The sequence below is a fragment of the Arthrobacter sp. AIWTK1 genome, from assembly GCF_056680535.1.
Genome location: NZ_CM155287.1, coordinates 3,958,736 through 3,979,863, shown reverse-complemented (window position 1 = coordinate 3,979,863; position 21,128 = coordinate 3,958,736). Strand labels below are relative to the sequence as shown.

Genomic DNA, 21,128 nt, shown 5'->3' with positions numbered 1-21,128 from the left:
GGGCGATAATGATGGCCCCGGACCGGAAGGTGCCCTCATGGAAATGGCAAAGCCCACTGAGGCTGACAAAGAGCAGTTCAGGTCGCTGATGGCAGGGCTGCCGGGCATCGACATCAAACCGATGTTCGGGAACCTCGGCGCCTTCGTCAACGGAAACATGTTCGCGGGGCTTTACGGCTCCACCCTGGGCCTGAAGCTCGCTGACGCTGACCGCGACGAGGTGATGACGAGCCGGGAAACCCTCCCGTTCATCTCGGCTGAACGGCCCATGGGCGGCTATGTGGGGCTCCCGGTCCAGGGCCCGCCCGAAGAGATCGAGCCGTGGCTGGCCCGGGCACTCGCCTATGTCGCCGGGCTGCCGCCCAAAGCGCCGAAGAGTCCCACGCCGAAAAAGTAATGAACGACGACGGCGGGACGTCCCGCCGTCGTACGCTGCCCCGTGAGTCCGCGTCCCCTCAGGAAGCGCTGTCCCGGAGGCGCTGAACGAGCGTGTCAAGGATGGGAAGCTGGCCTTTCACGAGCTTGCTGCGCGCCTCCGGCTCGTTGAACCAGCGGGCGTCGTCGATCTCGGGGTAGTGCTTGATGATGCCGGACCCCCTGGGCCATTCCAGCGGGAACGTGTTGCTGGCGATCTGTTCGGGCCGGAAATCCCACTCGGCTGCGAATACGGTGATGACCTTGCCTGACGGCTGCCGGAAGGAGCCCAGTTCGATGTAGTCGGCCGGCGGGGCAGGAGTGCCCATTTCCTCTGCGAACTCGCGCCGGGCCGCCGTCAGGGCGTCCTCATCCTCCGGGTATTCGCCCTTCGGGACGGACCACGCGTGCTCGTCCTTGCGGGCCCAGAAAGGTCCGCCCATGTGGGCTATCCAGACCTCCAGCCGGGCCGCGGGGTTCCACCGGTACAGCAATATGCCTGCGCTTCGAACCGTCATGGCGCCTCCTGTTCCAAGGCTAACGCCGCCGCCGCCGAGGGTGGGCTCTCGGGTAGTGTGTGGGCATGGTGCGTCGACTTGCCGACATGGGAGCAGAGGGCGTTCTGCTGGCCGGGGCAGGGCGGGCTATCCTGCTGCAGATCGCGAACCCGGCGGTGGGTCACGGGGTTGCCGAGCACAGCAATTTCGCGGATCGCCCGCTCGAACGGCTTCGCGCCACCCTCACCTACGTGTATGCCGTGGTGTACGGGACCGAGGCCCAGGTGGCAGCAGTGCGCCGCAGCGTGAACCGCGCCCACGGCCCCGTCCGCCGCAAGCCCGACGCCGGCTCCGCTGGCTACAGCGCCTTCGATGCGCACGCCCAGCTCTGGGTGGTGGCAACCCTGTACGACACCGCCGTCACGGTCTACGAAAGAATCTACGGTGCGCTGGACGACGAAGCCGCAGACTTCATGTACCGGGACTACGCGAGGCTCGGCACGGCACTGCAGCTTCCCGCCGACCTGTGGCCCGCGGACCGCGAGGCGTTCGGCAGCTACTGGGAGGGGTGTCTGCAGGGGCTGGAGGCCGACGACGTGACGTCAGGGGTGGCGCGCAGCCTGCTCTATCCGCGTGATCCCCGGCTTTGGCAGCGCGTGGTCATGCCGCTGGCGCGCTTCATCACCGCAGGCCTCCTGCCGGACCAGCTTCGGCGGGGGGTCGGACTGCCCTGGAGCGAACGGCACGGCCGCTGGTTCGACCGCACCATGCGGTGGTCCTCGGTGGTCTATCCGCGGCTGCCGCGGCGGGTCCGACACTGGCCCAAGGACTACTGCCTGGGCCGGCTCGGCACGGCATAGATTCTGTAAGGGCCCGTGGCCGGGCCCACGTCCGGCGGAGAAAACCAATGTTGCCACTCGTGGCGGGGGAACGAGGTATCAGTGCGGAGTTTCACGTCCGTAGAGCTCTTGATCGATGAGCGTGCTCACCAATTCCTGGACAAGGGCCCTGCCGGTGGCGCCCGCTCCAGGCTCACCGAGTTTGTGGTTTTCGGCCTCAAGCAGGGCTGGGCGTGCATCTTCGGGGCCGCGCTCCTCGCCGTGCTTCTGGCGGCACGCCTTTGGTACCCGGACGACGCCGGTTTGGCCAGGAACGACTTCCTGACCCTCGCCGCCGTCGCCATCCAGATCCTGATGGTGGCCACTCGCCTGGAAACTGTCCGCGAGCTGAGGGTTATTGTTCTGTTCCACATTGTGGGGACGGTGATGGAGCTGTTCAAGACCGACGTCGGCTCGTGGTCCTATGAGGCCGAAGGGTTCCTGCGCATCGGGGCGGTCCCGCTCTTCAGCGGCTTCATGTACGCGGCCGTCGGTTCGTACATGGTGCGTGTCTACCGGCTCTTCGACCTGCGCTTCGCCCGGTACCCGCGGCGGTGGATCACGGCGATCGTTGCCGCGGCAATCTACGTGAACTTCTTCACCCATCACTACATCTGGGACGCGCGCTGGGTGCTTCTGGCAGCCGTCGTGATCGTCTTCGGACGGTGCGTCATGCACTTCCGCGTGTTCCGCCGGACATTCCGGATGCCGCTGGTCCTGGCGTTCCTGCTGGTGGCGCTGTTCATCTGGATTGCCGAGAACATCGCCACCTGGTCGGGGGCCTGGCTCTACCCCAGCCAGGTGGACGGGTGGCACATGGTGTCGCTCGACAAACTGGTTTCGTGGTTCCTGCTGATGATCATCTCGGTGGTACTGGTGGCCTGGGTGTACAAGCCCGAGCCGCCGGAGACGACGGAGGATGCCACCGGTGAAACCAATCTGCATCTGGTTCCGGGTGGAGAGGGCACACGGACTCCATTTTGAGGGCGGGCCCTACAGCCCGGCATTGGAGAACACCTTGCCGAAGAAGGTGTCCAGCCCGTCCGCGGTGGCCTGCGCTTCGGACGGTGAGGATGCCCTGCTGGCCTCCACCGAAAGGCTCCCCCTGCGGGCGCCGGCCCGGACATGCCACTCGCCTGTTCCGTCGGATAGCTGGTAGACGACGGCATAGCTGGAGTCGGCAGCAAGGGTTGTGTTCAGATGCGTGAGCGAAGACCATTCGCGCGGGCTGCCGCCAAAAGTACTCTCCTGGATCGTCGCGCAATCCCGGAGTGCGGCGGCGCGGGTGTCAAACGGGTAGGGAGGCTCCACTTCGCTGGCGTGCGGAGTCCTGGGCCGGGGGGAACGGCAGGTTCCGGTTCTGCGCGACTCCGTTGATGATTGCCGCGAGCTCCTGGTCCGTGAAGACTGTGTCTGGAAAGCCGGTTGCCGCAGGGCTGCCTGATGGCGACGCAGGGGGCGTAGCACCGGGCGTCCCGCCTCCGGATGAGCACCCCGCTAGAGCGAGCACGGTCACCGCGGCGCAGGCGATCCGGCGACCGACCGACCTGAGCGCACCGCCGCTTCGGGACGGGCCGCCGGAAGCACGTGGCACGGCACGCCGCCACTCTGATGCGCGTAGTCCGTGCTGCCGGTGCGCGTGTGCGGCTGCAAATTCGGGTGGCAGCCACTCGTGACGGGCCGTACGAGGATCCCTAGAATCCTGTCACCGGCAGGTGCCGGCAACCCGGACCGTGGAGGGCAGCAGGCAACGGGCATGACCCGACCAGCAGGACTTCCTGCTCCTGCCGCAGCTAAGCGGTTCTCTCATTCGGAAGGAAGCTCGTCATGGGAATTCTCGGTTTTCTCCTGCTCGGCTTGATCGCGGGAGCTATCGCAAAGGCCATACTTCCAGGCAGGCAGGGCGGCGGCTGGGTAGTCACGATGGTTCTGGGTGTGGTCGGCGCCATCCTTGGCGGATGGATCGGCTCTCTGATCTTCGGCGGCGGCCTCGCTGAATTCTTCGATCTCAGGACCTGGCTCCTGGCTATCCTGGGCGCCGTGATTGTCCTGGGCATTTTCGGCGCCGTGACGCGTCGAAGCAGGGCCTGACCGCGCGGTCCTGAGGCCGCACACCGAAGCAGACCGAGACAGACGACGGCGGCTCCTCCCCGCCGTCGTCCCCTCACTGACGCCTGCCGCAGGGGAACTACGCCTCCAGGTAGCCGCCGCTGGCCCAGCGGCGCAGGGCCGCCTTCTCGGCGTCGTCGAACTCCATCAGCGCCACGCGGCAGAGCTCCTCCACGTTCTCGGTCCAGGCCGCCGCCAGCCCCTCCGCCGTGGCGTTTTCATTCAGCTGGTAATTGACGTAGCCCAGGCCCTGGATCACAAAGTTCACTGCACCGCGGGACACCGGCTGGCCTGCGGTAACGCAGTCGTCCCGGACGAGCCGGGAGAGCTCGTTGCGGTTGACCGGCTGTTCGCGAAGCCGGGCTGCCAATGCCTGGAAAAGCTGCCGGAACTGCGCCTCGGAGAGGGCGGGCACGTCCGTCACCCTGGTGACCCGTTCGTCGATGCCGGGCTCGACGTCCGCGTCGGCGGGCAGGTCATCGCTGGAAAACCTCTGCGCGTCCCAGACCCAGCCGCCCCGTGAGGGCGAGTATTCAATGCCGTTGCCGATCTGCGCCACCCAGGTCCCGAATTTTCCGTACCCGCCCCAGTCTGTTTTCAGGGAAGGGTCCGCCGTGAGGGCCCTGTGGGCCACCATCGCACCGACAACCGGACCCGGGGCGGCCCGAACGAAGTCGCAGACCTCGCGGACCGCGGCCGAAGCCGTCTTCGACTTTGCCTTGGGTTTCACCTTGGCAGCCTGCTGTGCCTGCGGCGGCTGAACAGAGGCCACGGCGTGGATGGGCTCGGCGGTGGTGCCGTTGAGGATGGCAACGAAGTCGTGGGACTCCACCACGCTGTCCGCCATCTCGCGGTAGGCAAAGGCCACGGCGCCGGCGGCGATGACCGTGGTCATCTTGTCAGCCGCCCGAAAGCGCTGGATGAGGGACGTGAAGTCAGCATCCGCCGAGGCGATGAAGAACTCGTCAATGCCTGCGCTGCCGGACAGCGCGTCCATCGCATCCAGCACCAGGTTGATGTCGGTGCTGGATTTCCCGCGCTGGGTCAGCGAGGGGCAGTCGATCACACGGAAACCTGCGCGGGTCCAGTACGTCCGGTACTTCGAATACACCACGGGGTTCAGGTAGCAGTTTCGGATCAGGAAGCGGCGGGAGTTTTCGGCTGAGCCGCCGGCCGATAGGGCATCCGCCCAGTGTTTTGGATCCTCGGCGAACCGCTTCGCGGCCAGGGGATCGAGGGCCAGCAAGCCGGTGTACACGTTGTCGAAGTCGACAAACATGGCCGCCCGGATTCCGGGTCGTCGGGCGGGGGAGTGCGACTCTTTCATCTGCCCAGTGTGCCAGCACGCCGGGGTAGCTGCAGCCGCCCTTTTCACGACACGCTCAGGCAGGCGGCCGGCCGGCGCATAGCAGACGCCCAAGAATCTCGGGTGTCTGTGCCACAGCTGCGGCTTCACGGGCTTCCGACGGCTCCCCGTAGCCCCATGAGACAAAAATCGTAGGAATCCGGTGTGCCGCCGCGCCGGCAACGTCGTAGCTTCGGTCGCCCACCATAACCGGACTGGAGATGTCCACGCCCTGCGCCTTAAGCCGCGCCAGCGATTCGGCAATCACATCCTCCTTGGAGGCCCTTCCGGCTGCGTCGGAGGCACCGCAGACGTCGGCGAAGTGGCGGTCGATCGCAAAAGCGCGGGCCATCCGGACCGCCTGATCCTCCACTTTGGACGTTGCCACCGCCATCGGACACTGCAACGAATCCAGCTGAGCCAACAGGTTGTCGATGCCGCCAAAAAGGCTGGATTGCCGGGCCCCTGTTTCGGCGTAGGCTGCGCGGTAGTGCCGGAGCGCGTCCCGGGCTGTTGCTTCGTCCAGGCCTGCGCTGTGCCTCAACGACTCGTACATGGGCGGTCCAACATACTTGAGCAGTTCCCCGGGTGGAGGGACAGGGGCATTGACCGCCTTGAGCGCCCGGGCAGCGCTGTCCATCACCCCCGGCGCGGAGTCCAGAAGCGTCCCGTCCATGTCGAACAGAATGCAGGTGATGGCGGCGGGTGCCTGATTGTCCCGGCGTGGACGTATCATTTCTGCGGAGCCTTTCTGGCTACGGCATCGGCGCACGCCCAGTCCAGGGGACAAGGGCGAACCGATGGTTGCGGCGGAGGGTAGGGATGGACGGGGCGGGTTTGGATCACATCGACCAGAAGATCCTTGCGGAACTCACAAAGAACGCCCGGGTGTCCCATGCCGAACTGGCCGGCAGGGTGCTTTTGTCCCGGAACGCCGTGCGGCAACGTGTTGACCGCCTGGAGCGGCAGGGCTACATCCAGGGCTACACGATTGTGGCGGGCAGCGTGGGCCAGAGCATGGTTTCCGCTTTCCTCATGATTTACCGCAAGGACCGCATGCGCGGTGCCGACGTCCTGGCAGCATTGCGGACCATTCCCGAAGTGGTCCTCTGCGATGTCCTGAGCGGTGACTTTGACCTGCTGGTGAGGCTTGAAGCGCGCTCGCTGGACAGGGTCCAGGAGATCTGGGAGCAGATCGCGGCCCTCCCCGGCGTGGGCGACACCGTGACCGCGCTGACCCTGTCCAACGTCATCCGCCGGCGGGGAACCGACGGGCACGGGACAGCCGAACCGTAGGCCTGCTGCCTCGCTAGCTCCTGATGCAGACCACCTTGGGCTGCGTCATTTCCTCGTGGGCGAACCGGACTCCTTCGCGGCCCATGCTGCCGTACTTGGACCCGCCGAACGGCATGCCGTCGAACCTGTAATCTGAGGAGTCATTGACCATGACGCCGCCCGCGTCCAGATCACGTGCCGCACCCATGGCCGACGCGAGCGACCTGGTGAAGATGCCTGCGTGCAGGCTGAACTCGATGGAGTTCGCCAGTTCGATGGCTTCGTCGTAGGTGCTGAACACCTTGAGCATGACCACCGGTCCGAAGACTTCCTCCTGCCAGAGGCGGCATTCCTCCGGAACGGACTCCAGGACCGTCGGCAGCAGCACATTTCCCTCCGCCCGGTTGCCTGCCAGGACCGCTGCGCCGGCATCAACGGCCCCGCTGATCTTGAGTTGGACCTCCCGCACCGCACCGGGGGTAATCATGGGGCCAACGTCGGTCCGTTCCTCGGCGGGGTCACCGGTCACCAGCGCATGGGTGGCAGCCAGGAACTTCCCACGGAATTCGCTGTAGACGGAGTGGTGGACCAGGATCCTCTGCACTCCCACGCAGTTCTGCCCCGCAGCCCAGAACGCGCCGGATACACAGGAATCCACCGCATGGTCCACGTCCGCATCGTCCAGGACGATCACCGGTGCGTTGCCGCCCAGGTCCATGGCGAGCTTCTTCAGCCCTGCCGTGCGGGCGATTGCCTCACCGGTGGCGAAGCCGCCGGTAAAGGAAACCATCCGCACGTCCCGGGTCCGGATGATGGCAGCCGCAACATCCCTCCCGCCGTGGACCACCGTCAGGGCCTCCGGCGGCAGGCCGGCGTCGTACAGGGCGTCGGCCAGCAGTTGTGCGGACAACGGCGTGAGGGCTGACGGCTTGAGCACGACGGCGTTGCCCCCTGCGATCGCCGGGCCCACCTTGTGGGCCACGAGGTTGAGGGGATCGTTGAACGGCGTGATGGCCGCAATGATCCCTAGCGGCTCGCGCGTGAACCAGCCGGTCCGGTCCTCTGATCCGGCATAGGCGTCGAAGGGTATGACCTCGCCGGCACCGCGCGTAGCCTCCTCCGCGGATAGCCGGAGGGTGTTGACGGCCCGGTGCACCTCCTTGCGCGCCTGGCGGATGGTCTTCCCCGCCTCCGCCACGATGGTCTGCGCGAAGACCTCGCTCCTGCGCTCGATGTCGGAAGCGGCCGTGGACAGGATGGCAGCGCGTGCATGGCGGGACAGGGACTTTGCCGCCACGGCGCCCGAGCGTGCCGCGGCCATCAGTTCTTCAACGGCGCTGACGTCGGTGACGGCGACGCATCCGACCATCCTGCCGTCGTAGGGACTGGTCACCTCGTGGAGCCGTGGAGCGCGGACAACCTGCATAACGGTGGCTTCAGACATGTGCCAGTCCTTCCGCCATCTTGTGGATGGCCACGATGTCGGAGAGCAGCGCGTAGGCCGTCTCGATGCGTCCGGCGCCGGGACCGGAAACCGTCACGGGGCCCAGCAGGTCGGTGTCGAACGAAACCGCGTTCGTGGCGCCCGAGATGCCGGCAAGGCTGTGCCCCACTTCAACGGCGCGCGGAGCAACGCCCGCCACGATGCCGCCGTCGGGAGTCCGCCTGGCGGATCCGATCAGCTTCCAGCGCCGGCCGGCCGAAGCGGCTGCCCGGATATCCTCCGGCGTCAGGGCGGAGATTCCCTCCCGGTGGACGTCCTTCAGCTGAAGGTTCCCGCCAAGCAGTTCGTTGGCGAGGATCAGCACCTTCAGTTGCACGTCGAATCCTTCGAGGTCAGCGGCGGGATTCGCCTCGGCGTAACCCAGTTCCTGGGCCTCCCGGACAGCCTCGCCAAGTTCAAGACCCGCTTCCATGCGCCCCAGGACGTAGTTGCTGGTGCCGTTCATGATCCCTTCGAAGCCGTTGAGCTGCAGCCCGCCGAACATCTGCTTGGCAAGCCGGATCACCGGGGTGCCGCTCATGACGGCACCTTCAAACTCGAAGCGGACACCGTGCCGTTCCGCCAGGGCTGCCAGCTCCCGGCCGCGTAGCGCCACGGGTCCCTTGTTGGTGGTGCAGACGCTCTTGCCGGACTCCAGTGCCCAGCGGACGTGCGACACCGCCGGCTCGCCGTCCTCGGGATTGGTGAAGGTGGCCTCGCAGATGATGTCCGCCGGGCAGTTGCGGATCATGCCTTCGTTATCCGGCTCCGCGGAACCGCCGTGCCGGGCAAAGGTTTCGCCGTCGCCGCCCAGCGCCAGGGCCATGGACAGGTCGATGCCGCCGGCGTCCACGAGGGACCCGAGGCGCAGATCCGTGATGGCAACTACACGCAGGCCGAAGCCCACCTCGGCGCGGAGTGCTTCACCGCGGGCGGCGATCAGCTCAGCGAGGCTGCGGTTCACTCCGCCGAAGCCAATCAGTGCAAGGTCGTAGGTGGTCATGCCGTGTCCTTCTCTCGGAATTGCTTGGTGCTTCCATGCTCAGGGCGCTCCGTGTCCGTCCCGCCATGTGATTCCGCCCAAAGGACTGCGCAAAGTGACCAAGGATGACGCCATACGTACGGCCAGCCCTTAATATTCGTGCAATATATGCATCTAAGAATGTTTTTAAAGATCAAAAAGGCGTTTTGGTGTTACTTTCATCACGGTGGTTGGGTTTACCGGTCTGGTCCCCAGCGCCCTCCGAGGCTTTCCGGTGCATCAATCCCGTTCGCACCTCGACTACTCTCCCGGGAGCAATTCATGGAACTTTCTTCCACAACCCGCTTGGATCCGCAGGCTTCTTTATTAACTGAATCGGGACCCGCTGAATCAGAGCGCGGACCGGCGCCGGGGCTCCAGCGATCCATGGGCCCGCGGCACCTGGTGATGATCGCCATGGGCGGCGTCATCGGGTCGGGCCTTTTCCTCAGTTCGGGCTACACGATCTCCCAGGCCGGCCCGCTGGGCGCGGTCCTCGCGTATCTCGTGGGCGCCTTCGTCGTCTACCTCGTCATGGCCTGCCTCGGCGAGCTGGCCATCGCCTATCCGGTCTCGGGCGCGTTCCACATCTACGCCGCAAGGTCCATCGGCCCCGCCACCGGCTTCACCACGGCCTGGCTGTACTGGCTGTGCTGGGCGGTGGCCCTGGGATCTGAATTCACCGCGGCCGGCCTGCTCATGCAGCGCTGGTTCCCGGGAATCGAGGTGTGGGTCTGGTGCGTCGTCTTCGCGTCCATACTGTTTGCCCTGAACGCCGTCTCCTCGCGCTTCTTCGGCGAATCCGAGTTCTGGTTTTCCATCATCAAGGTGGGTGCCATCGTCGTCCTGATTGCCTTCGGCGGCGCCGCGCTGGTCGGGTTCCACCCGCTGGCCGGCGGCTCCCACCCGTTCCTGTTCGAAAACTTCAACACGTCGGGCGGACTGTTCCCCAACGGCTTCTCCGGCGTCCTGGTGACTGCCCTGGCGGTTTTCTACGCGTTCTCCGGTTCGGAACTCATCGGCGTCGCAGCGGGCGAAACCGCCAACCCCGAGACCAGCATTCCCAAGGCAATGCGGACCACGGTGTTCCGCCTGCTGATCTTCTTCGTGGGCGCCATCGCTGTCATCGCCGCCACCATCCCCTTTGACCAGGTGGGCCTGGATGAGAGTCCCTTCGTCACCGTCTTTTCCTCCATCGGCATCCCCTATGCCGCGGACATCATGAACTTCGTCATCATCACCGCACTGCTCTCCGCCGGTAACAGCGGCCTGTTCTCCTGCGCAAGGATGCTCTTTTCCCTGTCCGAGGAGGGGCACGCGCCGAAGGCATTCCGGAAGCTGACCAAACGCGGGATTCCCCTCATCGCCCTTTGCGTCAGCATGGTGGGCGGGCTGGCCTCGCTCATCAGCAGCGTCGTCGCGCCGGAATCGGTGTATCTCGCACTGGTGTCAGTCGCCGGGTTCGCTGTTGTGGGCGTCTGGATGTCCATCACGGCATCGCACTTCTTCCACAGGCGGGCCTTCGTCCGGAACGGTGGAAACATCGACGACCTCGCCTACAAGGCCCCGCTGTTCCCGGTGGTTCCGATCCTTGCGTTCGCGCTGTGCCTCATCTCGCTGATCGGCATCGCCTTCGACCCGAACCAGGTCGCAGCCCTGTACTTCGGCATTCCGTTCGTGGGCGCCTGTTACGCCTTCTTCTACTTCAAGTACGGACGGCGGCAGCAGCTCGCCAAGTAGCTGGTTGCGGCAGTGCTGCGGCAGTGCTGAGCCAACCCGCCGGCCCGGCGTCCGAACCAGTGTTCGGCCGCCGGGCCTCTGGCGTGTTCCTCCGAAGGCCGGCCGTTCCGGGACGACGAAAGCCGCCGGTCACCACTGCCTGCGCTGTGTGAGAATGGGCGTTGAAGTCCACCAGAGGGAGCGGTTCAGCTTGGAATTGTCGGAAGCGTCATCGCTGGGCCAGGGTCTTCGCATTGTGCGGCTCATCGTCGACCGCGAGAAGCGGGGCAGGGGACTGCTGGGGGTATCCCAGCTCGCCGCCGAACTGGAGATGGACCAAAGCCGCGTGTCCCGGCTTACCCAGGAGCTGTGCGAGCTGGCCATTCTGGAGCGGGTGGAACGCGGACCGTTCCGTGCCGGTCCGGCCTTCTTCCAGCTTGCGGCCAGCCTTAATGTCGGCTGGATCGGCCAGGCGAAGAGCGAACTGGAACTCTTCGTGGCGGAGTTCGGGCTCCGGGCCCGGCTGTCAGCCCGTGACGGTGTGCGCGTGATCCTCCTCAGGACGTCGAGCAATGACGGCGTGCTGGGAAGCTTTGTGAAACCGGGCATGGTCACACCCGTCTGGTGCACGGGATCAGGCCGTGCCCTCCTCTGGGACCACACGGCAGCAGAGGTGGAGAAGCTTCTCCAGGGCATGGACTTCATCGGCGTGGGCGGCCCCCGGGCGGCCCACTCTGTGTCGGAAGTGTGCGACTTGATGGAGCATGACCGTCCGCAGGGCTTCATCGGGGCGGCCGAGGAGTTTGAACACGATGTCCATGAGCTGGCCGTTCCCGTGCGGGATCCGGACGGACGCGTCAGCGCAGCCCTCTCTGTCCTGGGCAGCCGGGCCGCCGTTGAGCTCCGGACCGGGGAAATAGCCGATGCGCTGCATTCGGCAGCAAAGCGCCTCGCAGCGGTGGGTGCGGACGGCGCCGGAGTCAGCTAGGACGCCCCCAGGGCCGCTTCAAGCCGGCCGCCCCACTTCAGGGCCGCGGCGGCAATCTCTTCGCACTTCGGCTCAAGCCGCGCCTTTGATCCGACCACCTGCAACGCGGCGATGGTCTCGCCGCGGAAGTCGCGCACGGGAACGGCCACGGAGTACAGGTGAGGCTCCGCCTCTTCATCCACCACGGAATATCCGCGCTCCCGCGCCCCGGCCAGGCGAACAATGAAGTCCTCGATGTCGGCGGGAGTGTTGGGGCCATGGCGCACGAATTCGGTATGGCTGAAGACGGCCCGGACCTCGGCGTCGCTGGCGTCCCACAGCAGCGCCTGGCCGGCATCGCTGCAGTAAGCGGGGTAGGGCCGGCCGATCCACGAGCCCACCATCGTGCTGTTCGGCGGGACATGCTCACCAATGGTCACGGTGCTGTCCCCGTTGAGGACACCCAGGAAGCAGCCCTCGCCGGTATCCTCGACGAGCCCCTCCAGCGCCGTCAATCCCTCGGTTCGGAGCCTTTGCTCAGTGAGCAACTGGGCATCCGTATAGAGGCTCCAGTCCAGCGAATACTCCCGGTGCCCGCCCCGGAGCAGGAAGTTCTCCTGCTGGGCGGCTTTCAGTCCGCGGGAGATCTGGCTGCGGTCCTTGCCGAGATCCGCGGCGATGTCCCCGACAGTCGCGCCCCGCGCCCCGCCCTTGTGACGGGACCCGACGGCGAAGACGACTTGCATTCCGCGGCCCATGCTGGAGATCTTCGACATGGATCCGATCTTAGTTCCTGGCGTCCGAGGGGCAGGGAGCTTGTCCCTAGTGGATCGCGAAGACCCGTGCCGGGAACCCGCTTCCGCCGTGCGGCTTCGGCCAGGTTGCCACCAGCACAGCGCCTGATTCAGGCAGGCCATCCAGATTGGCGAGCAACTCTATCTGCCAGCGGTCCTGGGCAAGGATGTAGGTTTCCAGGCTGAAATCCTGGTTCGACGTCGCCTTGCCCGGGTCCGTGTCGGTTTGCTCGTGGCCGATCGCCGTGATGTTCCGCTCGCCGACCAGGAAGGACAGCACCTCTTGGGACCAGCCCGGTGTGTGGCTGACGCCGTCGGAATCCCGGTTCGCCATGGCTTCCGGGTCGGGCCAGCGGTTGCTCCAGCCGGTCCGAAGCGCCACGAACGCGCCCGCCGGAATCCTTCCGTTGCGCTCCTCCCATGCGCTGACGTCATCCAGCGTGGGCGTCGCGTCGGCGTCACCCGCGGCCCTGGTGCTGATGTCCAGTACCACCAGAGGCAGCACCATCTCGTCCACCGGGATGTTGTCCAGCGTTCGCCCGCCACGGATAAAGTGCGACGGCGGGTCGACGTGGGTGCCCCACTGGCCGACGATGGAGTAGACGTGTGCCGTGAAACCGTCGCCGTTTTCCAGGTCGAAAAGAGCCGTCCTGCGTTCGTCCGGAAACGCAGGGAAGTGCGGTTGGCCGGGGTGGAAGGCGTGCGTCAGATCGGTGAACGACCGGCCGGACAGCAACGACTGGAATCCTTCCCAGAGCCCGGCGGCCTGGACTGTCATGACGCCCGTCCCAGTGCCGGACGAACAGACGCTGCCGTGGAAACCCGGACCGGCTCGGAAAGTTCGATGACCGGCACCTCCCACGGGTGAATTTCGATCATGCGCCTGACGAGCCGGCTGACGGCCTCTTCGGACAGATCCGCGTCCAGATACGTGGTCAGGACAAAGGTGGGCGAAAACGTTCTCTCATCTGCGCGGCCGAAGGTGGGATTTGCCCCGGCCGATGCCGTGAAGCCCTCGAAGCCGAGACTCGATTCGAACACATGCCGGTAGTTTCCAAAGTCCCCGAGATCGGGGCAGGACTCCAGTGTGTCGAAAAGTGACGAGAGGCCCGGGTCCGCCTTCAGGACCTCCAGGTCACCCTCCACCAGCCGCCTTAAGGAACCTGCGCCGATGGGCCAGTGGACGCGGAGTTTGCGCACGCTTTTCATTCCAATATCCATGCCTTGATGCCTCTTCCCTCGATCGTCCGGAGCCGTCCGTGCGGCTTGTGATTCATCCTGACAGACTGTGATGAGCAGCACAAGCATATTTACTTGTATATGATGCACATAGATTGACTTGGTCCCGTCCACGAAAGCGAAGTGATTCCCTTGAGCGCCACCGCCACCCCGCTGCTTTTCGCCCTCTATGAACAGGCAAGCGTCGGTTGCGGCGGCGCCCCGAGCCTCTGGACCCACCCACTGGATGACCGCCTGGCGGTCAACTCCCTGGACCGCTGGCGGGATGTGGCCGTGACTGCGGAACAGGCCAACCTTGATGCACTGTTCTTCGCTGACGTGCTGGGCCTCTATGACGTCTACGGCGGATCTGCCGACGCCGCCCTGGGCTGGGCCGTCGAGGCGCCGGCGAACGACCCGTTCGTCTACGTCCCTGCGCTGGCGGCGCTGACGGAGCGGCTGTCCTTCGTCATCACGGCGTCCACCACCTACGAGCACCCGTTCTCCCTTGCCCGTCGCTTTGGCACCCTGGACCACCTCAGCAACGGCCGGATCGGCTGGAACATCGTCACGTCATACCTTTCCAGTGCGGCCAGGAACTTCGGTATGGACGAGATGCTCAAGCATGCGGACCGGTACGGCCGCGCGGATGAGTTCATGGATGTGTTCTACAAACTGCTGGAAGGCAGCTGGGCGGGCGACGCCGTCGTCGGCAGCAAGAGCGAAAAGGTGTACGCGCGTCCCGGTTCTGTCAGGTCGATCAACCACGACGGCGAGCATTTCCGGGTGGACGGACCGTCGCTGACGTCCCCGTCGCCGCAGCGGACGCCCACCTTGTTCCAGGCGGGGTGGTCTCCGCGGGGCCGCGAATTTGCCGCCAAGCATGCTGAAGTGATCCTGCTGCCCAAGAAGGATCCGCAGGAAATTGCCGAAGGCCTGGCGGACATCGACCGCCGGGCGCAGGAGGGCGGCCGTCCCGCCGGCGAGGTCCGCTCCATGGCGCTCGCCCGGATCATCACCGCTCCGACCGCGATCGAAGCACAGGAAAAGTACCAGGAACTGCAGCGCAACTACCATCTGGAGGCACAGCTGGTCAGCTATGCCGGCGACACCGGGATCGACCTCAGCCAGTACGCCGACGACGAACCGCTGGCCACGGCATCCAACGGATTGACCTCCTATGTGGTCAAGGGGGCCCCGCAGGACCGGCCGCTCACGGCCGGCGACGTGCGGCGCAAATTCTCCGAGGTCACGCGCGGAACGGACCTGTTGTTCATCGGCACGCCGGAGGACGTCGCGTCGCAGATCGAGGAACACGCGGCGGTATCGGGGCTGGATGGCTACATGATCAACCCGCTGGTCAGCCCGGGCTCGCTCAACGATTTCGCCGAAATGGTGGTGCCGGAGCTCGCCAAGAGAGGGCTCTACGACACGGAACCGAAGAAGGGCACCTTGCGCTCCAGGCTTCGTGCCGACGGTGCGGACCTGATGGCCGCCACGGCTTACGGGGCCGGATTCCGCCAGCGCTAACCCATTGACACGCGGACCCGTCGGTCGTATTCTACAACCAAATGGTTGTAGATCAGATGGGTGAAGCCGAACTCGACCGCCTCTTCCAGGCGCTCGCCGACGCCACCCGCCGCGACATAGTGCGGCGGGTGACGGTGGGGGAGTATTCGGTCTCCGGCCTGGCCTCGCTCTACGCCATGAGTTTCGCCGCCGTTCAGAAGCATGTAGCGGTGTTGGAGCGCGCTTCCCTGGTCGCGAAGCAGAAGCGCGGAAGGGAGCAGATCGTGCGGGGCAACCATGAAGGCCTGCAGAAAGCCCGCCGGCTGCTCGATGAGTACGAGGCGATCTGGCGGCAGCGTGCCGAGCGGATCGCAGACATTCTCGCTGAAGAACAAAAAGGGGTTCCGCAATGACTGTTATCAGTTCCACCAAGAATCTTGAAGCACTGAGCTTCACCCTTGTCACCGAGTTTGATGCAGACGTCAAGCGCGTCTGGCAGCTCTGGGAAGACCCTCGGCAGCTCGAGCGCTGGTGGGGTCCGCCCACCTGGCCGGCCACGTTCGAACAGCTTGACTTTCAGTCCGGAGGTAACGCCGCGTATTACATGACCGGACCGGACGGCACCAAGGCCCGTGGCTGGTGGCGCATCGCCTCGATCCAGGCTCCGAACCGCCTGGAGCTCGACGACGGTTTTGCCGACGAAAACGGCGAGCACGTTGAGGCCATGGGCATCACCCGTATGGTGGTGCTCCTCGAGGACATTGGCGACCGCACCCGGATGACCGTCCACTCCACCTTCGAGTCCGAAGAACAGATGCAGCAGATGGTGGAGATGGGCATGGAGGAAGGCATGAAGGAGGCGGTCGGGCAGATCGATGCCCTCCTCGCCGAGCACTCCCACGCCTGACGGGTGGGCCGGACCGTGGCTAACTGTTAGAGCTGACAACGCAAGCGGACGATGGCGGGAATTCCCGCCGTCGTCCGCTTGCGTTGTGTTGAGTCTGACTTACTAGACTGCGGCTTTACTAGACAGCGGCGCCCTGGGCGGCGCTGCGGTTCAGGCTCACCGTGAAGGTGTTCGGCCCGCTGAGGGTGACGGCAACATCGTTCCGGTGGGCGTTGGCCTTCGTGGAAATGTCGTGCACCAGGGCGTCCAGCGTGTGGTCGATCGCGGAGCGGTCCCAGATCTTAAGGGTCACGGAGTGATTCGTTTCGAACGTCATTATTCGGTGCCTCATTCATAAATTTGGTCATGGGCTTCGCATCGGCGCGGAGCCCGGGACGGGTCTATTCATGAACGCTCAGAGGCCTTGCGCAGCTCGGCGAGCTCACTGGTTTGGCCTCGTTGCGTCCACCAGGTTGGGTCGTTCTAAGCCTCTGCGTTCACTGCGCCTCAGCGCGGAACAAGGGCTGGTGAGGCTGTGAAATCGCATTCTCAACCGTCCTTTCCATGATGCATGGAGGGGCGGCGGCGGCTCAAGCCAGGATCCGTTGATTGCGCGTGAGAATCATCACAGCCCTCGCCGCGGGGCGGCCGGACCACCCATCCCTTGACAAGTGTACGGCGTACACCTATCGTCAACGGGAAGAGGTGTACGCCGTACACCAGCCTTGCAAAGGACCGGCCATGTCAATCAAAACCACCAGCCCCGCAGCCTTACCTGTCCGGCGTTCCGGGCCCGAGTGGCCCGTGCCCGCAGCCTTGATCCTACTGAGCCTGATTCCGGTAGTTTTCGGCGCGCTCCGGCTGACCGAACTGACGTCCGGTGCAACGGTCACGCCGCAGAACGCGCGGTTCTTCGCCTCTCCCGTCCCGGTGGTAACGCACATTGTCAGCGTTACCGTTTACTCCCTGCTCGGAGCGTTCCAGTTCGTTCCCTCGCTTCGCGGCAGGCGCGGCTGGCACCGCATCGCCGGCCGTATTCTCATCCCGGCCGGGCTGCTCGCAGCGCTCTCCGGGCTGTGGATGTCCGTCTTCTACCCGCTCCCGGACGGCTACACAGACGTCCCGCTCCGGCTCTTCTTCGGCTCGGCCATGGTGGCGAGCATCGTCCTGGGCCTCGCAGCGATCCGGCGACGGGACTTCGCCGGGCACAGTGCCTGGATGACGCGCGCTTACGCTATCGCCATGGGCGCGGGAACCCAAGCCCTGGTGAGCATCCCGTGGCTCCTTCTGGTCGGCCCCACGGATGTGCCCACGCGCGCAGCGCTGCTGGGAGCGGGGTGGATGATCAACGTGGCGGTTGCCGAGTACGTCATCCGCCGCCGCGCCCGGCGGGCGGCGGGTGGGGTCCGCCGTCCGATCAGTACGCCTTCACACGCTGTTCCACGATGAGGTGAATGAGCGCAAACGTCCCGTCCCGGTCGATGGCCCGGAATGCGGCGTCGAGGGCGGCCGGCATGTCCTCATCGCGGGTGACCGTGACGCCGAACCCGCCAAATGCTGTGGCCATGAGGCCGAAGTCGGGGTTCTTCAGCTGCGTCCCCGAGACCCGGGACGGGTAGTGCCGTTCCTGGTGGGTGCGGATGGTGCCGTACTCCTGGTTGTCCATCACGATGATGAGCGGCGTGGCCCCGTACTGGGCAGCGGTGGCCAGCTCCTGTCCGTTCATCAAGAACTCGCCGTCGCCCGCGATGGTTACCACCCGGCGCTCCGGACTGGCCAGCGAAGCGGCGATGGCCGACGGGACGGAGTAGCCCATGGAGCCGTTCCTGGCGCTGATCATGGATGCGTAACGGCGGGTGGGGAAGTACCGGTGCGCCCAGTTGGTGTGCTCGCCCGCCCCGAACGTCACCATGGCATCCTCAGGCAGCCGCGGCACGAGGTTGGCCATCAGCGTGTCCATCCTGGCGGGCCCGTCACCCGGCGCTGCCGGCGGCAGGGCCGCAAAGGACGCCTGTTCGGCGCGCATCCTGGCCGTCCACGCTTTCCACTCGTCTTTGACGGGCAGGTCGATGCCCAGCAGGTCGCGGACAAAGGCATCCGGCTTCGCGACGATCTGCCGAGAGACGGGGCCCGACCGGCCGCGCAGCGAGGGGTCGATGGTCACCAGGAAATTCTGCTTGTTCCAGTCCTGCCGGCAGACAAAGCCGTCAGTGATCACGTCGCCGGGGACCGTTCCCACGAACACGAGCAGGTCGGTTTCCTCCAGGAGGTCATACGTGGGGCGGGGGCGGCCGTAGCCGATCGGGCCCACGTAGGACGGCGAATCACAGGAGACCGTACCCTGCGTGCGCCATTCCGCGGCGGCCGGGATGTGGTGTTTTTCGAGCCAGCCGGTGAGCTGGCCGGCCGCTTCCTGGGTCCAGTCATTGCCGCCGGTGACAAACAGCGGCTTCTTGGAAAGTGCAAGGGCGCTGGCGAGTGCTTCAGCGTCCGTGGTGCTCATGCCGCCCGCGGCCACCGGAATGGCCGGGTGCAGCGCCGGATCGACCTGCTGCCGGATGATGTCTTCCGGCAGGCCCACCACGACGGGGCCCGGGCGTCCGCTCATGGCCGCGAACATGGCTTCCGCAACGATCTCGGAGGCCCGCTCGGCGTGGTCCAGCACCATGACACGCTTCGCCCCGGTGTCGAACCACGCCTTGATGTCGAATTCCTGGAACGCTTCGCGGTCACGGTGCGCAAACGGAATGAGCCCCACGAAGAGCAGCATGGGCGTGGAGTCCTGCCAGGCCGTGTGCAGGCCCACGTGGGCGTTGGCCGCGCCGGGCCCGCGGGTGACCATGGCCACCCCCGGGCGCTGGTTCATCTTGCCGTCGGCTTCGGCCATGTACGCGGCGCCTCCTTCATGCCGGCAGACCACGGTGTCGATGTCGGAACCGTGCAGCCCGTCCAGTACGTCCAGGAAGCTTTCGCCGGGAACAACGTAGGTGCGCTCCACTCCGTGGGCCACGAGGGAATCCACAATCACGTGCCCGGCGGATTTCAGGGTCCCGGAGCCTTCCTTAATGCCGCCGGAGTTCAGTGTTCCGGGGTCAGCCGCGGAGGCCGGCTGTACGGCGAGGTGATTGATTGTGCCGCCGTGGATGGGCCTGATGTCGGTTGCTGTCATGGTGGATGCGGATTCCGTTGTCATCTCTGCTTGTCTTCTTGTGTTGGGTGTTGGTTTACGTGTGTTGGGTGGAGGCGCCGGTGGTGCCTAGTCGGTTTCCGGTCCGGTACAGAAGAAGCAGCCGTCCTCGCAACTGTCTGTCGTCTGGTTTTCCGTGGACGCCCCGCGGGGCTGGGTGCTTAGCACGTCGTGTCGGTTCATGGCGGGCTTTCTTCGGTTGTTGGTGGGATCCGGGGCTGCGGGGCCGGAGGGAATGCGGCGGGCGGGTGTGTCGGCTACCGGATGGGAGTCCGGTTGGCCACCACGGGCGCGGCGCCCGTGTATCCGCTCCGGACCTCGGCGATCTCATGGATCCGCTTGCGGCAGGAGTACCAGCCTGCCACCATCAGCGCACAGGCCACGAGCGTCACCAACAAGGTGAGCGGGGAATCGATGAACACCATGACCAGCACGCCCAGCAGGAACAGCAGGCTCAGGTAGCCGGTGTAGGGAGCACCCAACATCCGGAAGGAGGGGCGCTCCACCCAGCCCTTGTCCGCCCAGCGTTTGAGCTGGATCTGGCACACCACGATGGTGGCCCACGTGACGACGATGCCCACCGAGGCCACGTTCAGCACGATTTCGAAGGCCTGCGCGGGGACGAGGTAGTTCAGCGGCACGCCCAGGAGCGAAACCACCGCCGTGAGGGCGATGCCGCCATACGGAACGCCCGCCCTGTTCATGCGGGCGGCGAACCTGGGGGCGGAACCCGCCATGGACATGGAGCGCAGGATCCGGCCGGTGGAGTAGAGGCCGGCGTTCAGGGAGGACAGGGCGGCCGTGAGGACCACCAGGTTCATGATGACGTCCACGCCCTCGATGCCCAGCGAACCGAAGAATGTCACGAACGGGCTGACGCCCTTCTCGTAGGACGTGTAGGGCAGCAGGAGCGCCAGCAGCAGGACGGAACCGACGTAGAACACCGCGATGCGGAACACCACGGAGTTGATGGCCTTGGGCATGATCTTCTCCGGGTTCTCGGTTTCACCGGCAGCGGTGCCCACGAGTTCGATGGAGGCGTAGGCAAACAGGACGCCCTGCATCAGGATGATCATCGGCAGCAGGCCGTTGGGGAAGATGCCGCCGTTGTCCGAGATCAGGCTCAGCCCGACGTCCTGCCCGTCCACCGGGGTGCCGAAGATGACAAAGTACGTGCCGATGATGAGGAAGGCGCCCAAGGCCGCCACCTTGACCAGGGCGAACCAGAACTCCAGCTCACCGAAGACCTTCACCGAAACGAGGTTGAGGCAGAGAACCACTACCAGTGCGATCAGCGCCCACATCCACTGCGGCACCGCGCCCATCCACGGGACGTACTTGCCGAAGAAGTTCATGTAGAGCGCCACGGCAGTGATGTCCACGATGGTGGTGGTGGCCCAGTTGATCCAGTAGAACCACCCCGAGATGAAGGCAGCCTTCTCACCGAAGAACTCCCGGGCGTAGGAAACGAACGAGCCTGATGATGGCCGGTGCAGCACCAGTTCGCCCAGCGCCCGGAGGATCAGGAACGCGAAGAAGCCGCAGACGGCGTAGGCGATCACCAGGGAGGGGCCGGCCGCGTTGAGGCGGCCGCCGGCGCCGAGGAACAGGCCGGTGCCGATTGCTCCGCCGATCGCGATCATCTGGATCTGCCGCGCCTTGAGGCCCTTGTGATAGCCGGCGTCTTCGGCGTGGATCAGTGAATCCGGTGCGTGGGCGTGGCCGCCGTCGGCCTCGTACAAAGCAACCTCGCCATTGGGGTTGTTGGACATGGGTGTTCCTTTCGACCTGTCAAAGATCTAAATGGGGGTTCTAGCGGAAATTAT

Annotated in this window: 23 protein-coding genes; 11 read left to right on the top strand and 12 right to left on the bottom strand. The window is 65.5% G+C overall.

Annotated features, from left to right (window positions below; all coding sequences use genetic code 11):
* The first annotated feature begins 37 nt into the window (after nucleotides 1–37).
* Nucleotides 38–397, top strand: coding sequence for a TfoX/Sxy family protein (locus AC1MDG_RS18295; protein ID WP_479805804.1), 360 nt, complete (start codon nucleotides 38–40; stop codon nucleotides 395–397).
* Between the two features lie 58 nt (nucleotides 398–455).
* On the opposite strand, the gene AC1MDG_RS18290 is transcribed toward AC1MDG_RS18295, so the two are convergent.
* The gene (locus tag AC1MDG_RS18290; protein ID WP_479805802.1) at nucleotides 456–932 is read right to left on the bottom strand and encodes an NUDIX hydrolase; all 477 of its coding nucleotides are present in this window, start codon (nucleotides 930–932) and stop codon (nucleotides 456–458) included.
* Between the two features lie 65 nt (nucleotides 933–997).
* Here AC1MDG_RS18290 and AC1MDG_RS18285 point away from each other — a divergent pair, with 65 nt between their 5' ends.
* A complete protein-coding gene (locus AC1MDG_RS18285) occupies nucleotides 998–1,771 on the top strand; it encodes an oxygenase MpaB family protein (protein ID WP_479805800.1) in 774 nt (257 codons plus the stop codon).
* An 81-nt stretch (nucleotides 1,772–1,852) separates the two neighbouring features.
* Nucleotides 1,853–2,773, top strand: coding sequence for a DUF817 domain-containing protein (locus tag AC1MDG_RS18280; protein WP_479805798.1), 921 nt, complete (start codon nucleotides 1,853–1,855; stop codon nucleotides 2,771–2,773).
* A 9-nt stretch (nucleotides 2,774–2,782) separates the two neighbouring features.
* Here the strand turns inward: AC1MDG_RS18280 and AC1MDG_RS18275 are convergent, their stop codons facing one another.
* Nucleotides 2,783–3,100 (bottom strand): hypothetical protein, encoded by a 318-nt coding sequence (locus tag AC1MDG_RS18275; RefSeq protein ID WP_479805797.1) that lies wholly within the window; start codon nucleotides 3,098–3,100, stop codon nucleotides 2,783–2,785.
* Nucleotides 3,101–3,616: 516 nt separating this feature from the next.
* On the opposite strand from AC1MDG_RS18275, the gene AC1MDG_RS18270 reads away from it, so the two are divergent.
* Complete coding sequence (locus AC1MDG_RS18270; RefSeq protein ID WP_479805795.1) at nucleotides 3,617–3,880, top strand: GlsB/YeaQ/YmgE family stress response membrane protein; 264 nt, start codon at nucleotides 3,617–3,619, stop codon at nucleotides 3,878–3,880.
* A 97-nt stretch (nucleotides 3,881–3,977) separates the two neighbouring features.
* On the opposite strand, the gene AC1MDG_RS18265 is transcribed toward AC1MDG_RS18270, so the two are convergent.
* Together AC1MDG_RS18265 and AC1MDG_RS18260 are read right to left on the bottom strand one after the other, a co-directional pair.
* Nucleotides 3,978–5,225 carry an NYN domain-containing protein gene (locus AC1MDG_RS18265; RefSeq protein ID WP_479805794.1) on the bottom strand — a complete coding sequence of 416 codons (1,248 nt, stop codon included), beginning with the start codon at nucleotides 5,223–5,225 and terminating at the stop codon, nucleotides 3,978–3,980.
* A 55-nt stretch (nucleotides 5,226–5,280) separates the two neighbouring features.
* Complete coding sequence (locus tag AC1MDG_RS18260) at nucleotides 5,281–5,979, bottom strand: HAD hydrolase-like protein (RefSeq protein ID WP_479805793.1); 699 nt, start codon at nucleotides 5,977–5,979, stop codon at nucleotides 5,281–5,283.
* A gap of 86 nt (nucleotides 5,980–6,065) precedes the next feature.
* Between AC1MDG_RS18260 and AC1MDG_RS18255 the strand changes: the two genes are divergently transcribed.
* Nucleotides 6,066–6,539: an Lrp/AsnC family transcriptional regulator gene (locus AC1MDG_RS18255; protein WP_479805791.1), complete on the top strand. Its 474-nt coding sequence runs from the start codon at nucleotides 6,066–6,068 to the stop codon at nucleotides 6,537–6,539.
* 13 nt (nucleotides 6,540–6,552) lie between these two features.
* Here AC1MDG_RS18255 and AC1MDG_RS18250 read toward each other — a convergent pair whose 3' ends face one another.
* Both AC1MDG_RS18250 and AC1MDG_RS18245 read right to left on the bottom strand, forming a co-directional pair.
* Complete coding sequence (locus AC1MDG_RS18250; RefSeq protein WP_479805790.1) at nucleotides 6,553–7,962, bottom strand: aldehyde dehydrogenase family protein; 1,410 nt, start codon at nucleotides 7,960–7,962, stop codon at nucleotides 6,553–6,555.
* The gene (locus AC1MDG_RS18245; protein WP_479805788.1) at nucleotides 7,955–9,004 is read right to left on the bottom strand and encodes a homoserine dehydrogenase; all 1,050 of its coding nucleotides are present in this window, start codon (nucleotides 9,002–9,004) and stop codon (nucleotides 7,955–7,957) included. The genes AC1MDG_RS18250 and AC1MDG_RS18245 overlap by 8 nt, the downstream gene beginning before the upstream one ends.
* A 300-nt stretch (nucleotides 9,005–9,304) precedes the next feature.
* On the opposite strand from AC1MDG_RS18245, the gene AC1MDG_RS18240 reads away from it, so the two are divergent.
* Together AC1MDG_RS18240 and AC1MDG_RS18235 are read left to right on the top strand one after the other, a co-directional pair.
* The gene (locus AC1MDG_RS18240; protein WP_479805786.1) at nucleotides 9,305–10,762 is read left to right on the top strand and encodes an amino acid permease; all 1,458 of its coding nucleotides are present in this window, start codon (nucleotides 9,305–9,307) and stop codon (nucleotides 10,760–10,762) included.
* A gap of 190 nt (nucleotides 10,763–10,952) precedes the next feature.
* Complete coding sequence (locus AC1MDG_RS18235; RefSeq protein ID WP_479805784.1) at nucleotides 10,953–11,729, top strand: IclR family transcriptional regulator; 777 nt, start codon at nucleotides 10,953–10,955, stop codon at nucleotides 11,727–11,729.
* On the opposite strand, the gene AC1MDG_RS18230 is transcribed toward AC1MDG_RS18235, so the two are convergent.
* The 3 genes from AC1MDG_RS18230 to AC1MDG_RS18220 are packed head-to-tail and all read right to left on the bottom strand — an operon-like array spanning nucleotide 11,726 to nucleotide 13,711.
* The gene (locus AC1MDG_RS18230; RefSeq protein WP_479805782.1) at nucleotides 11,726–12,484 is read right to left on the bottom strand and encodes an IclR family transcriptional regulator; all 759 of its coding nucleotides are present in this window, start codon (nucleotides 12,482–12,484) and stop codon (nucleotides 11,726–11,728) included. The genes AC1MDG_RS18235 and AC1MDG_RS18230 overlap by 4 nt on opposite strands.
* 46 nt (nucleotides 12,485–12,530) lie before the next feature.
* Nucleotides 12,531–13,280 (bottom strand): cyclase family protein, encoded by a 750-nt coding sequence (locus AC1MDG_RS18225; RefSeq protein WP_479805780.1) that lies wholly within the window; start codon nucleotides 13,278–13,280, stop codon nucleotides 12,531–12,533.
* Nucleotides 13,277–13,711 carry a hypothetical protein gene (locus AC1MDG_RS18220; protein WP_479805778.1) on the bottom strand — a complete coding sequence of 145 codons (435 nt, stop codon included), beginning with the start codon at nucleotides 13,709–13,711 and terminating at the stop codon, nucleotides 13,277–13,279. Before AC1MDG_RS18220 ends, AC1MDG_RS18225 begins: the two co-directional genes overlap by 4 nt.
* A 153-nt stretch (nucleotides 13,712–13,864) precedes the next feature.
* Here AC1MDG_RS18220 and AC1MDG_RS18215 point away from each other — a divergent pair, with 153 nt between their 5' ends.
* The 3 genes from AC1MDG_RS18215 to AC1MDG_RS18205 are packed head-to-tail and all read left to right on the top strand — an operon-like array spanning nucleotide 13,865 to nucleotide 16,136.
* Nucleotides 13,865–15,250, top strand: coding sequence for an NtaA/DmoA family FMN-dependent monooxygenase (locus tag AC1MDG_RS18215; protein WP_479805776.1), 1,386 nt, complete (start codon nucleotides 13,865–13,867; stop codon nucleotides 15,248–15,250).
* 41 nt (nucleotides 15,251–15,291) lie between these two features.
* Nucleotides 15,292–15,642, top strand: coding sequence for an ArsR/SmtB family transcription factor (locus AC1MDG_RS18210; protein WP_479805774.1), 351 nt, complete (start codon nucleotides 15,292–15,294; stop codon nucleotides 15,640–15,642).
* Nucleotides 15,639–16,136 carry an SRPBCC family protein gene (locus AC1MDG_RS18205; RefSeq protein ID WP_479805773.1) on the top strand — a complete coding sequence of 166 codons (498 nt, stop codon included), beginning with the start codon at nucleotides 15,639–15,641 and terminating at the stop codon, nucleotides 16,134–16,136. Before AC1MDG_RS18210 ends, AC1MDG_RS18205 begins: the two co-directional genes overlap by 4 nt.
* Before the next feature lie 118 nt (nucleotides 16,137–16,254).
* On the opposite strand, the gene AC1MDG_RS18200 is transcribed toward AC1MDG_RS18205, so the two are convergent.
* Nucleotides 16,255–16,452 carry a hypothetical protein gene (locus tag AC1MDG_RS18200; protein ID WP_011693996.1) on the bottom strand — a complete coding sequence of 66 codons (198 nt, stop codon included), beginning with the start codon at nucleotides 16,450–16,452 and terminating at the stop codon, nucleotides 16,255–16,257.
* Nucleotides 16,453–16,856: 404 nt separating this feature from the next.
* Between AC1MDG_RS18200 and AC1MDG_RS18195 the strand changes: the two genes are divergently transcribed.
* Nucleotides 16,857–17,564: a DUF2306 domain-containing protein gene (locus AC1MDG_RS18195; protein ID WP_479805771.1), complete on the top strand. Its 708-nt coding sequence runs from the start codon at nucleotides 16,857–16,859 to the stop codon at nucleotides 17,562–17,564.
* Here the strand turns inward: AC1MDG_RS18195 and AC1MDG_RS18190 are convergent.
* Complete coding sequence (locus tag AC1MDG_RS18190) at nucleotides 17,533–19,308, bottom strand: thiamine pyrophosphate-dependent enzyme (protein WP_479805769.1); 1,776 nt, start codon at nucleotides 19,306–19,308, stop codon at nucleotides 17,533–17,535. The two genes, AC1MDG_RS18195 and AC1MDG_RS18190, sit on opposite strands and share 32 nt — an antisense overlap.
* Before the next feature lie 251 nt (nucleotides 19,309–19,559).
* Nucleotides 19,560–21,074 (bottom strand): amino acid permease, encoded by a 1,515-nt coding sequence (locus tag AC1MDG_RS18185; protein WP_479805767.1) that lies wholly within the window; start codon nucleotides 21,072–21,074, stop codon nucleotides 19,560–19,562.
* Nucleotides 21,075–21,128 lie beyond the last annotated feature (54 nt).